The organism is Streptomyces sp. NPDC029138 (assembly GCF_055564375.1).
The window spans coordinates 1-15,741 of the sequence record NZ_JBVHWM010000053.1 but is presented as its reverse complement, the minus strand read 5'-3'; the positions used below and the strand labels follow the sequence as shown (position 1 = coordinate 15,741).

The 15,741-nt window shown below is 72.8% G+C and carries 11 protein-coding genes; 2 read left to right on the top strand and 9 right to left on the bottom strand.

What is annotated here, in order from left to right; translation table 11 throughout:
- Window positions 1-149 precede the first annotated feature (149 nt).
- Window positions 150-3,080 (top strand): lysylphosphatidylglycerol synthase domain-containing protein, encoded by a 2,931-nt coding sequence (locus ACZ4WH_RS31395; RefSeq protein ID WP_468187210.1) that lies wholly within the window; start codon window positions 150-152, stop codon window positions 3,078-3,080.
- 95 nt (window positions 3,081-3,175) lie between these two features.
- Complete coding sequence (locus ACZ4WH_RS31390) at window positions 3,176-4,720, top strand: alpha/beta hydrolase (protein WP_468187208.1); 1,545 nt, start codon at window positions 3,176-3,178, stop codon at window positions 4,718-4,720.
- A 92-nt stretch (window positions 4,721-4,812) separates the two neighbouring features.
- On the opposite strand, the gene ACZ4WH_RS31385 is transcribed toward ACZ4WH_RS31390, so the two are convergent.
- From ACZ4WH_RS31385 to ACZ4WH_RS31345, 9 genes are all read right to left on the bottom strand, one after another.
- Entirely contained in the window at window positions 4,813-6,030 is a 1,218-nt protein-coding gene (locus ACZ4WH_RS31385) for a sensor histidine kinase (protein ID WP_468187206.1), read from the bottom strand.
- A 1-nt stretch (window position 6,031) separates the two neighbouring features.
- On the bottom strand, window positions 6,032-6,757 hold the full coding sequence (gene cseB / locus ACZ4WH_RS31380) for a two-component system response regulator CseB (protein WP_468187205.1): 726 nt from the start codon (window positions 6,755-6,757) through the stop codon (window positions 6,032-6,034).
- 49 nt (window positions 6,758-6,806) lie between these two features.
- A complete protein-coding gene (locus tag ACZ4WH_RS31375) occupies window positions 6,807-7,799 on the bottom strand; it encodes an endonuclease/exonuclease/phosphatase family protein (protein ID WP_468187203.1) in 993 nt (330 codons plus the stop codon).
- Window positions 7,796-8,770 (bottom strand): D-alanyl-D-alanine carboxypeptidase family protein, encoded by a 975-nt coding sequence (locus tag ACZ4WH_RS31370; RefSeq protein ID WP_468187201.1) that lies wholly within the window; start codon window positions 8,768-8,770, stop codon window positions 7,796-7,798. The genes ACZ4WH_RS31375 and ACZ4WH_RS31370 overlap by 4 nt, the downstream gene beginning before the upstream one ends.
- A 199-nt stretch (window positions 8,771-8,969) precedes the next feature.
- Window positions 8,970-10,148, bottom strand: a complete 1,179-nt coding sequence (moeZ, locus tag ACZ4WH_RS31365; RefSeq protein WP_468187199.1) for an adenylyltransferase/sulfurtransferase MoeZ — start codon at window positions 10,146-10,148, stop codon at window positions 8,970-8,972.
- A gap of 63 nt (window positions 10,149-10,211) precedes the next feature.
- Entirely contained in the window at window positions 10,212-10,961 is a 750-nt protein-coding gene (locus tag ACZ4WH_RS31360; RefSeq protein WP_468187197.1) for a spherulation-specific family 4 protein, read from the bottom strand.
- Entirely contained in the window at window positions 10,949-11,908 is a 960-nt protein-coding gene (locus tag ACZ4WH_RS31355; protein WP_468187195.1) for an NAD-dependent epimerase/dehydratase family protein, read from the bottom strand. Before ACZ4WH_RS31355 ends, ACZ4WH_RS31360 begins: the two co-directional genes overlap by 13 nt.
- 185 nt (window positions 11,909-12,093) lie before the next feature.
- Window positions 12,094-13,200 carry a hypothetical protein gene (locus ACZ4WH_RS31350; RefSeq protein ID WP_468187193.1) on the bottom strand — a complete coding sequence of 369 codons (1,107 nt, stop codon included), beginning with the start codon at window positions 13,198-13,200 and terminating at the stop codon, window positions 12,094-12,096.
- A 602-nt stretch (window positions 13,201-13,802) separates the two neighbouring features.
- A complete protein-coding gene (locus ACZ4WH_RS31345) occupies window positions 13,803-15,569 on the bottom strand; it encodes a DUF3492 domain-containing protein (protein ID WP_468187191.1) in 1,767 nt (588 codons plus the stop codon).
- Between the last annotated feature and the right edge of the window lie 172 nt (window positions 15,570-15,741).

The window sequence follows — 15,741 nt, the reverse complement described above, 5'->3', positions numbered from 1 at the left end:
GGGGCCGTGAGGAACGGTCCTCTCGCCCCCGCGCGGTCCTTCGGGCAGACTGTGCGCCCGCGCATCCGCACCCTGATGCCCGTGAGTGTCGGTGGGGCATGCCACCATCGTGCGGGCGGTGACTGGTGATACGAGACCAAGAAGAGACCATGAAGGAGCAGGGCGTGCACCCCGAAGGAGCGGCGGGCACCCCTGACGCCTCGGCGCGCCCCGGTCCCGCCCGCGCGGACGACGGCGGCACCGGCGCGCAGCAGGAAGACACCGGTCCACAGGCGCAGGAAGGCACCGGTCCGCAGACGCAGAAGGGCACCGGTCCGCACGAGCAGGAAGGCACCGGTCCGCACGCGCAGGAAGACGCCGGCCGGCGCAATCAGGAAGACACCGGCCAGCGCAAGGACGACGGCACCGAGGGGGCACGCGCACCCGAGGCGGCGCACGTCCCCGAGAGCGCGCCCCCGGCTCACCCCCCGTGCGCCGACGACGACCCCCACGCCGAGCAGGTGGAGCGCGACGAACCGCTGCTCCCCGCGCGCGTGCACCGCCCCTCCGACCTGATGCGCCTCCTGGTGGGCCTGCTCGGCATCGTGGTGCTGCTCGCGATCGCCGCGTTCGCGCACGGGACGACCTCGGGTCTCGAACAGGACATCAACAAGGGCACCGGGCAGGCCCCGGACCTGCTGATCAAGATCGCGGGGCTGGCGTCCAGCATCGCGATCCTGCTGGTGCCGGTCGCCTTCGCGATCGAACGGCTGATCAAGAGGGACGGGCTGCGGATCGCCGACGGCGTCCTGGCGGCCGTCCTGGCGCACGGAGTGACACTCGCCACCGACCTGTGGGTCGCCCGGGCCGCACCGGACTCGATCCAGGAGGCGCTCACCCAGCCCTCGCCGGGCGACATCCACGCCCTGACCGATCCGGTGCACGGCTACCTGGCGCCCGTGATCGCCTACATGACGGCCGTCGGCATGTCCCGCAGACCCAGATGGCGCGCGGTGCTGTGGATCGTGCTGCTGCTCGACGCGTTCTCGATGCTGGTCACCGGCTACACGACCCCCTTCTCGATCATCCTGACCGTACTGATCGGCTGGACCATCGCCTACGGCACCCTGTACGCGGTCGGCTCCCCCAATGTCCGCCCGACCGGCCAGACCCTGATGGCGGGCCTCAGGCACGTCGGCTTCCACCCCGTCAGCGCGGCCCGCGAAGATGCCGTGGAGACGGAGAACGGCGACCGGGGCCGGCGCTACTTCGTCACCCTGGAGAACGGCCCGCCGCTGGACGTCACCGTCGTCGACCGGGAACAGCAGGCGCAGGGCTTCTTCTACCGCGCCTGGCGCAATCTGACCCTGCGCGGCTTCGCCACCCGTTCCAGCCTCCAGTCGCTGCGCCAGGCACTGGAGCAGGAGGCGCTGCTGGCGTACGCGGCGATCGCGGCGGGCGCCAACGCGCCCAAGCTGATCGCCACCTCCGAACTCGGCCCGGACGCGGTCATGCTCGTCTACGAGCACACCGGCGGGCGCACGCTCGACTCGCTGGCCGACGAGGACATCACCGACGAGCTGCTGCGCAACACCTGGCACCAGGTGCAGGCATTGCAGTCCCGGCGCATCGCGCACCGCAGGCTGGCCGGAGACGCGATTCTGGTGGATCGTTCCGGCAGGGTGATCCTCACCGAGCTGCGCGGCGGCGAGATCGCGGCCGGTGATCTGCTGCTGCGCATGGACGTCGCCCAGCTGGTGACCACGCTCGGTCTGCGGGTCGGTGCCGAGCGGGCGGTGGCCTCGGCGGTCGGGGTGCTCGGCCCGGACGCGGTCGCCGACTGTCTGCCGATGCTCCAGCCGATCGCGCTGACGCGCTCCACGCGCGCGACGCTGCGCCGGCTGGCCCGCGAGCGGGCCCAGCGCGAACGGGAAGCGGTGCTCGAAGCGTCCCGGCAGGCCAAGCTGGCCCGTCTGGAGGAGGCTCCCGAGACGGCCCCGTCCGCCCTCGAGAAGCCCGACAAGAAGGCGGTCCGCGCCGAGCAGCGCGCGGAGAAGCGGGCCATGGACGAAGCCCTCGAAGAGGCCCGCGAGGAGGATCTGCTCACCCAGATCCGGCACCAGGTACTGCGGATCAGGCCCCAGGCGCCCGTGGAACCGGCCCGCCTGGAGCGGGTCCGGCCGCGCACGCTGATCAGCTTCATCGCCGGTGCGATCGGCGCGTACTACCTGCTGACGCAGCTCACCCACATCGAGTTCGGCACGCTGTTCGCGCAGGCCCAGTGGGGCTGGGTGGCCGCGGCGGTGCTGTTCTCCGCGCTCAGTTATGTCGCCGCCGCGATGGCCCTCCTGGGCTTCGTGCCGGAGCGGGTGCCGTTCCCGCGGACCGTGGCGGCGCAGGTCGCCGGGTCCTTCGTGAAGATCGTGGCACCGGCCGCGGTCGGCGGTGTGGCCCTCAACACGCGCTTCCTCCAGCGCGCCGGCGTACGCCCGGGGCTCGCGGTGGCGAGCGTCGGCGCGTCGCAGTTGTTCGGGCTCGGCTGTCACATCCTGATGCTGCTGTCCTTCGGCTATCTGACCGGCACCGAGAAGACGCCGTCGCTGTCGCCGTCCCGCACGGTCATCGCGGGCCTGCTGACCGTGGCGGTCCTGGTCCTCGTGGTCACCTCGGTGCCGTTCCTGCGGAAATTCGTCGTCACGCGCGTGAGGTCGCTGTTCGCCGGTGTCGTGCCGCGGATGCTCGACGTGCTCCAGCGGCCCCAGAAGCTCATCACCGGCATCGGCGGCATGCTGCTGCTGACCGCCTGCTTCGTGATGTGCCTGGACGCCTCCATCCGGGCCTTCGGCGACGGATCGGTGTCGCTGAGCATCGCCAGCGTCGCCGTCGTCTTCCTCGCCGGCAACGCGCTCGGCTCCGCCGCGCCCACCCCCGGTGGCGTGGGCGCGGTCGAGGCGACCCTCACCGTCGGTCTGATCGCCGTGGGCCTGCCCAAGGAGGTCGCCGCGCCGGCCGTACTGCTGTTCCGGCTGCTGACCCTGTGGCTGCCGGTGCTGCCGGGCTGGCTGGCGTTCAACCACCTCACCCGCAAGGGAGCCCTGTAGGCGAGCCTGTCCGGTGCGGTCCCGGCGCTGCCGTGCTGTACCTCGTACGGCCCGCGTCCCGCGCGCCCCGGCGTGCGCGCCCCCACGATGGGAGTATGGCGAACCCGTTCCGGCTGCGCGCCGCCGTGCTGACCACCACCGCTGTGCTGCTCTCCGCTGTGCTGGCCGGATGCGGCGACAGCGGCAAGGACGGGGACCTCACGGCGCAGAAGCTGGACTGGAAGGACTGCCCGGCCCCGTCCGAGGCGGAGGGCGGCGGCAGCCCTCCCTCCCCGCTGCCGAACGGCGGGACATGGCAGTGCGCGACCATGAAGGCGCCGCTGGACTGGAGCAAGCCCAAGGGCGACACGATCGACATCGCCCTGATCCGCGCCCGGGCCAGTGGCCCCGCCGGCAGGCGGATCGGCTCGCTCGTGTTCAACTTCGGCGGCCCGGGCGGCAGCGGCGTGACCACCCTGCCCGCGTTCGGCGCGGACTACACCGCCCTGCGCACCCGCTACGACCTGGTCAGCTTCGACCCGCGCGGGGTCGGCCGCAGCGCACCGGTGGAGTGCGAGAGCGACGCCCAGCTGGACGAGTACTTCCAGCAGGACGCGACCCCGGACGACCGCGCCGAACAGGTCGGGCTCCTGAACCGCACCAAACAGTTCAACGCGGCCTGCGAGAAGAAGTCCGAGAAGATCCTGCCGCATGTGCGCACCACGGACGCGGCCCGCGACATGGACCTGATGCGCCAGGTCCTCGGCGACGACAAACTGCACTACTTCGGCATCTCCTATGGCACCGAACTCGGCGGTGTCTACGCCCACCTGTTCCCGAAGAACGTCGGCCGGGCCGTCCTGGACGCGGTCGTGGACCCCACGCAGAACCCCGAGCAGAGTGCGCTCGGACAGGCCAAGGGCTTCCAGCTCGCGCTCGACAACTTCGCGAAGGACTGCACCTCGAAGACCGAGGAATGCCCGGTCGGCAGCACCGAGCAGGAGGTGAAGGACCGCATCGCGAAACTCCTCGCCGACCTGGAGAAGAAGCCGATCCCGGGCATCTTCCCGCGTCAGCTGACGCAGACCGCCGCCACCAACGGCATCGCGCAGTCCCTGTACTCGAAGGACTTCTGGGAGTACCTCACCGAGGGGCTGGAGCAGGCGTACGACGGCGACGGCAAGGTCCTCATGCTGCTCTCGGACTCGATGAACGGCCGCAGCGAGAACGGCGAGTACAGCAACCTCACGGCGGCGAACATCGCCATCAACTGCTCCGACGAGAAACCCCGGTACACCGCGGACTACGTCCAGCGGAAGCTGCCCGAGTTCCGTGCCGCCTCCCCGCTGTTCGGCGACTACCTGGCCTGGGGCATGGTCGGCTGCACGGACTGGGCGGTGCCGGGCGCCGCCGACCATCCCGACGTCAGCGCACCGGGGGCGGCGCCCATCCTCGTCGTCGGCAACACCGGCGACCCGGCCACCCCGTACGAGGGCGCGCGGAAGATGGTGGACGCGCTCGGCAAGGGCGTCGGCGTCGAGCTGACGTACAAGGGCCAGGGGCACGGCTCGTACGACAGCAAGAACGAGTGCGTGCAGAGCGCGGTGAACGGCTACCTGCTGGACGGGAAGACGCCGAAGGCCGGAACGGTCTGTTCCTGACGCGGACGGGGCCCGCGGACGGGGCCCCGGACGCCGACGTCACCGGTGTCCGGGCCGTCCGCGAAGGCTGGTCCTCGCAACCGGGGCGTCGGTCAGCCGGGCGGGAGACGCAGTGTGGCCAGCGCGCCTCCGTCGGGCGCGTTGGCGAACTCCAGACGTGCCTGGATGACTTGTGCCTGGCCCAGCGCGACCGTCAGCCCGAGGCCGTGGCCCTGGCCGCGCTCGACCGCTCCGGTTCGGAAGCGTTGCGGCCCGTGGGCGAGCAGCTCCGCCGGGAAGCCCGGGCCGTGGTCGCGTACGACGACGGTGGCGCCGTCCACCGTCACTGTGACCGGTGCCCGTCCGTGCCGGTGGGCGTTGCCGACGAGGTTCGCGAGGATCCGGTCCAGCCGCCGCGGGTCGGTGCGTACCGTCCCGGCATCCGTCGCCGACATCCGCACCGTCAGCCCGGTGCGCCGTACCGAGTCCTCCACCACCTCGCCGAGCGGAACGGTCACCGTCTCAGCCTGTTCCGCGCCCGCGTCCAGCCTCGACACCTCCAGCAGTTCCTCAACCAGCGTGCTCAGCACCCGGACCCGGTCCCGCACCAGATCGGTCGCCTCGCTCCCGGGCAGCAGTTCCGCCGAGGTGACCAGTCCCATCAGCGGGGTCCGCAGTTCATGCGCCACATCGGCGGTGAACCGCTGCTCGCTGCGCAGCCGCCGCTCCAGGCTGCCCGCCATCTGGTCGACGGCCACCGAGATGTCCGCGATCTCGTCCCTGCCCCGGCCCGGGCCGCCGGTGCGCGCGTCGAGTTCGCCGTCGGTGATGCGGCGTGCGGTGGCGGCGACCCGGCGCAGTCTCCGGACCATCAGCCCGGTGGCCAGGGCTGACAGGGGCAGCACCACGGCCAGCGCCGCGATCGCCGCGTACACCATGTGCCGGTCGAGTGCCTTACGGCTGAGCCAGTCGAGGTCCATGGCGACGCGGACGCCCGTCCATCGGCCCTCGGACTCCTGGGCGGCCCACATCCAGGGCACATGAGCCACACGTGTGTCGTACCAGGTCTGCGGTCTGCCCCCGGCCTCGCGTACCTGCTCGCGGAGGGTAGGGGGCAGTTCGTCGGGACTCCTGATGACGGGGTCGTACGCGCCGGGCTCCTGCCGCACCGCGTCGGCGAGCTGGAGAACGGCCTTGGCCTCGCCCTCCGCGATCGAGCGCTCGTACGTCGCGGAGTGCACGAGGACACCGATGACCAGGGCGACCACGCCGCAGGCAGTGGCCACCAGAGCGGTGATCTTCCAACGCAGCGAGGCGAAAGGGCGGGGCATGTCAGCGCACCAGCTTGTAGCCGAAGCCGCGGACCGTCTCGATCCGCTCGGCGCCGATCTTCTTTCGCAGCCGTTGCACGCACAGGTCCACGACCCTGCTGTCGCCGTCCCAGCCGTAGTCCCACACATCGCGCAGCAGCCTCTGCCGCTCCAGCACCATCCCCGGATGCGCGGCGAACTCCAGCAACAGTCGCAGCTCGGTCGGCGTCAGGGCCACGGGCTCGCCGGCCAACCGCGCCTCCAGCCCTTCCGTGTCGAGCGTCAGATCTCCGAAGGTGAGCACCCGGTGCCCGGCGGCGGCAGGCTCGGCGGTCGGCTCGGCACGGGTGAAGGAGGCCCTGCGCAGCAGCGCACGTATCCGCGCCACCAGAACCGAGGGCTCGACGGGCTTGACGACATAGTCGTCGGCGCCTGCCTCCAGTCCCCCGACCACGTCGATCGAGTCGCCGCGAGCGGACATCATCAGGATCGGCACCAAGCTGGTCTCCCGCACCCGTCGGCACAGACCGATGCCGTCGAGGCCCGGCAGCATCACGTCCAGAAGCAGCAGGTCGTGTCCGCCCGCGCGGAACAGGTCCAGGCCCGCCAGCCCGTCCTCCGCGGATGCCACGGTGTAGCCGTAGCGCTCCAGCACGAGCCCCACGGCCCTGCGGATCACGGTGTCGTCCTCGACGAGGAGCACGTTCACGGTCTCGGACACCCCTGCCACACCTGCCCTGCTTGTCACATACGCACGATTTCACGATCAGCCACCGCAAGAGTAAGGAAGACTGCGATCAGAAGTTGACCGAGGTGGCGACCGGCCGGTGGTCGCTCCCGGTCCGCTGGAGCGTCCATGCCGCCACGGGCTCGACCCCTTGCGTGAACACCTGGTCGAGCCGCACCACCGGCAGGGCCGCCGGCCAGGTGAACCCGAAGCCCGCGCCGGCCACCTGCTGCGCCGACCGCATCACCGAGGCCACCGGGGCCAGTCCGCGGTCATCGAGGCTTCCGTTGAAATCGCCCATGAGGATCCGCCGCCGCTCCGGAGCTTCGCGGACCGCGCCGGCGAGCCGCACCACGGCGTGGTCACGCCAGTTTGTCGCGAACCCCTCGGCCGGCCGCACCCGCACCGACGGCAGATGGGCCACGAAGACCACGACAGGCCCCTTCGGTGTCTCGACCGTCGCGCGCAACGCCCGCGTCCACGCCATGATCGGCACCGGCCGCACGTCCCGCAACGGCCGTTTGCTCCACAGGCCGACGGTGCCGTCCACCTGGTGGTACGGATAGGTGCCGGCCAGCGCCCGCTCGTACCCGGGGGCGTTCGCGTCGGTCAGCTCCTCCAACCCGATCACATCGGCGCCGGAGGCGACCAGTACACGGCCGGCCGGGCCGGGGTCGGCGTCACCCACATTGTGGCTGACCACAGTCAGGTCACCACCCGTGCCGCGTTTGTCGGCGAGCGTGCCCCCGAAGAGGGACACCCAGGTCACGGCGGGCAGCAAGACGGTGACCAGCGCCGTCGCCGACCGCCGGACCAGGGCGATCACCAGCAGAGGGAGCACGGCCGCGCCCACCCAGGGCAGAAAGTTCTCGACCAGGCTGGGCAGCCGGCCGGGACCGTTGGGTATCCGGCGGTGCAGCAGGAGCGCGGCGGTGCACAGCAGCGCGAGCCCCGCCGTCACCCGCCCGCGCCCCCACGACCACGGTGATGTGAGGCCCTTGGCCCTGGCCCCCTGCTCGGGTCCGGCCGATACCTGCCACGCTGTGCCCGTACCACCGCTCATGCCGACGTCCCCCGTCCCGAAGCCAGCGCCGCGCGGACCGCTGTGATCAGTCGCTCGCTGCGATCGAGGGCCGCCTCGAGGCCCTGTGCCGGGGACGTGCCCGCCCGCTGGTGCAGGACCACCCCCAGCACCAGCCGCTCCCGGCCGTCGCTGTCCGCCGTCGCCGCCCACACGAGGTTCCCGCCGGCCGGGGTGCTGGAGCCGGTCTTGAGGCCCACGACCCCGGGTATCCGCAGCAGCGTGTTCGTGTTCGTGACCGTCCCCGAGACCCCGGGTACGGTCGTACTCCGGGTGGCGACGATCTTCCGGAACACCTTGTTCCTCATTGCCTCCCGGGCCAGTTTCAGCTGATCCCGCGAGGTGCTGACGGTCGTCGTCTCGATGCCGCTCGCGCCCGTGTAGGTCGTGTGGTCCATGCCGAGCCCGGACGCCGCCCTGTTCATCTTCTCGGTGAACGCCTCCTGGCTGCCCGCGTCCCAACGTGCCAGCAGCCGGGCGATGTTGTTGGCCGACGGGAGCAACAACAGTTCGAGCAGCCGGCGCTGCGAGTACCTCTGTCCCGCCTGCACCGGGGCCGTCGACTCCGTCCCGGACACCGACTCGTCGGCCGCCCGCGGGTCGATGGTGATCTCCGGGCCCTGCTGCGTGCCGTGCAACGGGTGGTCGCGCAGGATCACGTACGCCGTCATCACCTTGGTGAGGCTGGCGATCGGTACCGGCGTCTGCTCGCCCCGCGTCCCGAGGCTGCCCAGCCCCTCGACCTCCACGCTCGACTGACCGTCGTCCGGCCACGGCAGCTCTGCCGCGAAGGCGGCGAGGTCCCGGTCCGCCGCCGCGCTGTGGCCGTCGGTGAGCCCGGGCCGGCCGACGCCGACGGCGACGGCCGCGACGGCGACGGCCGACAGGCAGACGAGCGCGATCCACGGCGGCACATGGCGCAGCCGCCGGCCGGGCGGGGAGTACAGCAGCATCGGACGACCTCCGAACCGGGGAAAGTGGGATGCCGCCCACATTCCCGGGCCCGTGTGTCGGGATCACGATGACCGTGTATCAGCCGCCGCTGAGCCGTGTATCCGTTACGCATCCGGCAGAACGAACAGAAGCCCACGGCATCTGACCTGGTCAGATGCCGTGGGCTTCTGCTGGCCCGCCGGTCGGCGGGACGGCCGGTCAGTAGACCGGCTTCTCCGGCTCGATCTGGTTGACCCAGCCGATGACGCCGCCGCCGACGTGGACCGCGTCGGCGAAGCCCGCGGACTTCAGGACCGCGAGGACTTCCGCACTGCGGACACCCGTCTTGCAGTGCAGGACGATCTTCTTGTCCTGCGGGAGGGTCTCCAGGGCAGTGCCCATGAGGAACTCGTTCTTCGGGATCAGCTTGGCGCCGGGGATCGAGACGATCTCGTACTCGTTGATCTCGCGGACGTCGATGATCTCGATGTTCTCACCGTCGTCGATCCACTCCTTGAGCTGCTTGGGAGTGATCGTCGAGCCGGCGGCCGCCTCCTGGGCCTCCTCGGAGACGACGCCGCAGAAGGCCTCGTAGTCGATCAGCTCGGTGACGGTCGGGTTCTCGCCGCAGACCGCGCAGTCGGGGTCCTTGCGGACCTTGACCTGGCGGTACTGCATCTCCAGGGCGTCGTAGATCATCAGGCGGCCGACCAGCGGCTCCCCGGTGCCGGTGAGGACCTTGATCGCCTCGGTGACCTGGATGGAGCCGATGGACGCGCACAGCACGCCCAGGACGCCGCCCTCGGCGCAGGAGGGGACCATGCCGGGGGGCGGGGGCTCCGGGTAGAGGCAGCGGTAGCAGGGGCCGTGCTCGGACCAGAACACCGAGGCCTGGCCGTCGAAGCGGTAGATCGAGCCCCAGACGTACGGCTTGTTGAGCAGCACGCACGCGTCGTTGACCAGGTAGCGGGTCGCGAAGTTGTCGGTGCCGTCGACGATCAGGTCGTACTGGCTGAAGATGTCCATCACGTTCTCGGCTTCGAGCCGCTCCTCGTGAAGGATCACGTTCACGTACGGGTTGATGCCGAGGACCGAGTCACGGGCGGACTCTGCCTTGGAGCGGCCGATGTCGGCCTGGCTGTGGATGATCTGGCGCTGCAGGTTCGACTCGTCGACCTCGTCGAACTCCACGATGCCGAGGGTGCCCACGCCCGCGGCGGCCAGGTACATCAGCGCCGGCGAGCCCAGGCCGCCGGCGCCCACACACAGCACCTTGGCGTTCTTCAGCCGCTTCTGCCCGTCCATGCCCACGTCGGGGATGATCAGGTGGCGGGAGTACCTGCGGACCTCGTCTACGGTGAGCTCAGGAGCTGGCTCGACCAGGGGTGGCAGCGACACGGGGACTCCGTTGGTCGGTCAATCACTACAGTTGTTCTCCTTGTAACACTGCCACGGCCTTCTTCATTCCGAGACACCCGTTCCGAGACGCGAGACGATGTCGTCCCAGTAGCCGGGCATGGTCTCCCAGGGGTCCACGCGACCGTCCCTGTCCGTACGGTCCGTGAAGTAGATCGTGGCCGCCCCCTGCCAGCGCGCGATCCGCAGCGCCTCGTCCAGGTGACCACGGGGCACGCCGTGCACGAAGTGGCAGAAGCGGTCGGGCGGGTAGTCGGCGGTCCACTCGGCCGCCTGCGACCAGCGGTAGTCGGACCAGGGGCCGGAGAAGGTCACCAGCTGGTCGGCGTTCTCGGCGTAGCCGGGGTACGGGTGGCGGCCGTGACCGAGGACGATGTGGGCGGTGTCGCTGATCGCCCGCAGCGTGGTGATCGCGCGGCGGACCTCGGACAGCGCGGTGCGCTCGGTGGGGCAGCGGTCCAGCAGGAAGCCGTCGACGCGGTACCAGTCGAGGTGGCGGTGGGCGTCCGAGAGCAGGTCGCCGAAGGCGCGGGCGCCGTAGGTGAGGTCCAGGTGGCCGAGGACGCGGACGCCGGCGGCGTGGAGCCGGCCCGCGGCTTCCAGGCAGTGCGGGTCGGGGCGGGAGCCGGGGCCGGCGGCGACGTCGAGGACCACCCAGTCCAGCGGGGTGCCGGGGCGGGCGAGTTCCGCCCACTGCGCCGGGGCGACGAGCGGATGGGCGTAGCCGGGGATGCCGAGGGCGGTGCGTACGCCGGTTCCGGTGGCGCCGGCTGTGGTGCTGGTCAGATGCGGCACGCCGCCTCCATCCAGATGTCGGCCAGGGACTCTTCGAGGTTGATGCGGGGCCGCCAGCCGAGCCGGTCGCGCGCGGTGCGCACATCGGCCTGCTGCCAGCTGCCGCAGCCGTCCGGGTACGGGTACGCCACCGGGATCGCGTGCTCGGAGTCGGCGCGGGGGTGCCCGATGGCGCTGCGCAGCGGCCCGGGCGGGGCGTCGAGTTCGTGGAGAGCGCCGCCGTATCCGGCCACACGCGCGAGGACGGCGGCGGCGTCTCTGAGACGGACGGCGCGGCCGGAGCCGATATTGATCACGCCCTGCGCGGCGGAGAGCGAGGCGGCGTGCACGGCACGGGCGACATCGCGGACGTCGACGAAGTCGCGCTGGACGCCGAGGCCGCCGAGCTTGAGTTCGCCGTCGCCGGACTGCATGGCGCGGCGCATGGCCTCCGCGAGCCGGCCGAGCGGGGAGCCCGCCGGGGTAGCGGGGCCGGCCGGTGAGAAGACGCGCAGCACTACGGCGTCCAGGCCGGAGCCGAGGACCAGTTCGGTGGCGGCGAGCTTGCTGACGCCATACGGGCCGCCGGGGCGCGGTACGGCGTCCTCGGCCGTGGAGGAACCGGGCTGGCTGGGGCCGTACTCGGAACCGCAGCCGATCTGCACCAGGCGGGCGCCGCAGCCGCTGCGGCGCAGGGCCTCGCAGACGGTGGCCACGGCGACGGTGTTGTGCCGGGTGAGTTCGCGGGCGCCCCCGCGCGTGGCGCCGGCGCAGTTGATGACGACTCCGGGGTGGACCGCGTCGAGGAAGCGGGTGAGCGCGCCCGGGCTTCCGGTGGCGAGGTCGAAGCGCACGTCGGCGTCGTCGCCGCGGCCGAGCGCGGTGAGCTGGACGGCCGGGTCGGCGAGCAGGCGGTCGGCGACGAAACGGCCGATGAATCCGTTGGCTCCGATCAGCAGGACCCTCATCGGCCGGCTCCCGGGGTGTGCGCGCCGGTGGTACCGGCCGGGTCGACGGCTCCTGCGGCTGCGCCGGGCGCTCCGGTGGTGCCGGGGGTTCCGGACGCTCCGGGTCGGGAGGTGGTCATCTGGTGTTCTCCTTCAGGGGGGTCGTGCGGTTGCCTCCGGCGGTGGGTCGGGCCGGGGCGGAAGGTTCAGTCGGGTGCTCCCGTCGGCGCGTGGGCCGAGGCCTGGGTGAGGGTGCGGCCGGCGTGCCAGAGCAGGGCCAGGGCCACGGTGCCGCAGGCGAGGGCCGGTACGGCGGCCTCGCCCCAGGCACCGACGAGGGTCTCGACGGGGGGCGCCAGGAAGGCGCAGCCGGGCAGTCGGCCGGCCAGCGGCAGCGCGACAGCCGCCGCCTCCGTGGCCACGGCGGCGCCCAGCGCGAGGGCGGGGGCGTGCCGGTGGCGGTGCACGGTGAGCAGGCGGGCGAGCAGGAGGAGGGCGCCCAGGGTGAGCGCCTGCGGGTAGGCCGCGGGCTCGCGCAGGAAGGCGCCGCAGAGCGCGAGCAGAGCGGCGAGGGCGGCCAGGAACAGGGCGAACGCGCCGAGCAGCAAGGGTTTCGCGGCGGCCGTGAAGTCCTCAAGGCCCCGGCTGCGGGCGAGCCTGCGCCGGGCGCCGACGGTGAGGAGGTGCGCGGACCAGGCCGCCGGGGCGCAGGCCAGCAGGAGGGCCAGGACGGGCACGGTGGCCGTGGGCCAGGGGGCGTCCGGGGCTCCGGTGGGCAGGGCGTCGGGGCCGCCCGTCAGGACGGTGTGGAGGAGGCCGTCGCCGACGAGGGCGTACCCGAGCAGCCAGAGTGTCCACGCGCGCGTGCCGACGGCGGTGCCCCACGCGCGCGTGCCGGGCGTGGTGCCCCACGCGCGCGTGCCGGGCGGGCCGGCGAGCGGGCCGTGACGCAGGGCCGCTCGCGTGGCGAGGGCGACGGCGAGGAGACCGCCGAGTGCCACCAGCAGGCGGAGGTGTCCCTGGGTGAGCCGCGGTCCGGCGACCGTGGCCGCGCCGAGCGCTCCGGGCAGGAGAGCGAGCAGGACCCAGCCGACGCGGACGCGGGGCACCGGCAGGGACTCGGGCTCCGCGCGCGGCTCGGTGGCGCGGGGCACGCGCGCGTACAGCTCTTCCGCGAGCGAGAAGACGTCACGGTGCCGGAAGCGGGCGGCGGTCCGGTCGGTGACCCCGTGCGCCTCCAGCCCCGCGGCGATCTCCAGGGGATCCACGGCCCGCTCACACAGCTCCCGGTGCCGGTGCAGCAGGGCCTTCACCGGGTCGCCGGACCCCCGGCGGGGCGCGGGGGCCCACTGCCGCCGGGCACGTGCACCCGCCCTCGCATCCGACGATCCCGACTCGGGCCCGGACGCCTCCCCAGCGAGACCGGCCGACGAGCCGGAGTCATGCCGGGCCGGCTCACCTATGGCATCGGCTGTCGAAGTGAAGGCGCGCTGATCCGTCCGGCCGGTCGCGTCGGCTGTGCCGAGCCCGGCGGCCGAGGGCACAGGGGCGGTGGTCGTCCTGGCGACCTCTGCCGACGGCTCCCCGCCTGCGACGTCGTCGGGCACGCCCGCCAGCCACTCCCCCGACCACGTGTCCCACGGACCGGCCCCGCTCGGCATCCCCGGCCGGTCCGCTCCGGTCGGCTCGCTCCGGCCCGGTGTGTCGCCGCCCCCGGCGAAGTCGGCACCGCCCGACCCGCCCGCCGGACCAGTAGCCGGCCCATCCGTCGGACGCACATCCGGCTCACCCGCCCCATCCCTAGAACGCACAACCGGCTCACCCTCCGGACGAGCATCCAGCTCCCCCGCCAGGTCGGAACCGAGCCCCCCGCCGGCGAGACCGCCACCAGGCGTCCAGGTGCTGTCCAGCTCGCTCATCGGGCGCCCTCCGTCGCCAGTGGTGTGGCCCTGACCGGGGTGTTCGTGGCCCAGGTGGGGATGCCTCGGGACAGGACGCGGGGTGCGGGGCCGGTCCAGTGGCCGGGGACGTGGGACTCGGCGGGGGCGGCGAACGGCAGGGGCTCGCCGGACTCGTCCAGGACCACCCGGCGGACCGGGCAGTGCGAGACGATCTCCAGGTAAATGCCGTGAAATGCCGCGATGTTCTGCTCGACGGTGAACAGTTCGAGCGCCCGGGCGCGCGCGGCGGCACCGAGGCGCTCACGGCGCTCGGGGTCGCGCAGCAGCGCCACGCACGCCTCCGCGAGCGCCCGGGGATTGCGCGGGGGCACCACCAGGCCCGTGCCGCCGATGACCTCCACCACCGCGCCCACGTCCGTGGACACGGTGGCACGGCCGCAGAACATGGCCTCGACGAGGCTGATCGGGAAGCCCTCCACGACGCTGGAGAGGACGACGACCGCGCCGGCGGCGTACGCGTCGGGCAGCGTCGGCACGTCGGGGGCGCCGACCTCCTCGAAGGAGACGGGGTTGTCGCCGACGGCGTGCGCGCCCTCCGCCTCGTCCGGGAACAGCTGCGCGGCGAGCGCCCGGCAGTGGCCCAGGTAGGCGGCACCCTCGGCGCCGGAGGGCGCGCCGACGATCCGCAGACGCGCCTCGGGCTCCTCCTTGCGCACCTCCGCGAAGGCGTGCAGCAGCGACACCAGATCCTTGGCGGGGTCCACGCGTCCGACCCAGACCAGGGTGTGCGGGTCGGCGCGGTCCGGGGACTCGCCGACCTCCGTGAAGCGGTCGGCCGCCATGCCGGGGTACACCATGCGGATCCGGGCGCGGTCGGCACCGCACCGTTCCTGCCAGCGGCGGGCGTGGGTGTTGCCCGGGGTGAGGATCTCGGCTCCCCGGTACACCTCGGCGGCGAGCCGGCCGTAGAAGGCGCCGAGCAGGGCGCGTACGGCGGGGGCGGCGGCGTCGGGACCGAGGGTCAGGTAGTGCGAGCGGAGCTGCACGCCGTATTCGGTGACGAGCAGCGGTACGCCGGAGAAGTGCCGGGCGAGGAGTCCGCAGAGGGCGGCGGCACCGCCCGAGGTGGCGTGGCAGAGGTCGGCCGCGCCGAGGCCGTCGTCGCCGTACCAGTCGAGGGAGAGGGGGCGCAGGGCGCGTTCGAGGTGCGCGGCGACGGTGAGCAGATCGGGTACGCGCGCCTCGCGTGCCGTGCGCAGCGCGCGGGGGGCGCGGCAGGCGCCTTCCAGTGCGCGTACGGCCGCGTCGGAGCGCAGGGCGCCGACGAGTCCGCCCTCCTCGCGGGCGAGTTCGGCGAGCCCGTACAGCGCGCTGCCGAAACGGTCCGCCAGATCAGCGGGCGCGTCCTGCGACCGGACGTCCGACGCCCGGCCGGCCCCAGCCGCGATGCTCCCGGCCCCGTCACCCCCTGCGCCCTCGCCCCCGTCGGCCCCGGCGCACACCGCCGCCACCAGTTCCCCGTAGCACTCCGCGAAGCGCCGGCGTGCGCGTCGGCCGTAGGCGGCCCCCTCGCCCCCGGCCGTCCACAGCGGCGCGGTCCGCACCCGGCTGACCTGCGGTGGGAGCGGAACGCAGCCCTCGGCCTCCTGGTGCTGGCCACGGCTGAGCGCGTAGACGTCGAACTCGTGCTGTTCGAGTCCCCGCACGAGCCGGTCGCACCAGAGCATGGCGTCACCGCTCACATAGGGATAGCCACCCTCGGTAACCAGTCCTATGCGCACGTGTGCACCCCCGATCTCCCGTCTGGGGAGCCGCCGTTGTCCTGGCGGCTCGCAGCGGGACGAACGTAAGGGGACAAGGCGGTGGGGGGGGGGGGGGGGGGGGGGGGGGGGGGGGGGGGGGGGGGGGGGGGGGGGGGGGGGGGGGGGGGGGGGGGGGGGGGGGGGGGGGGGG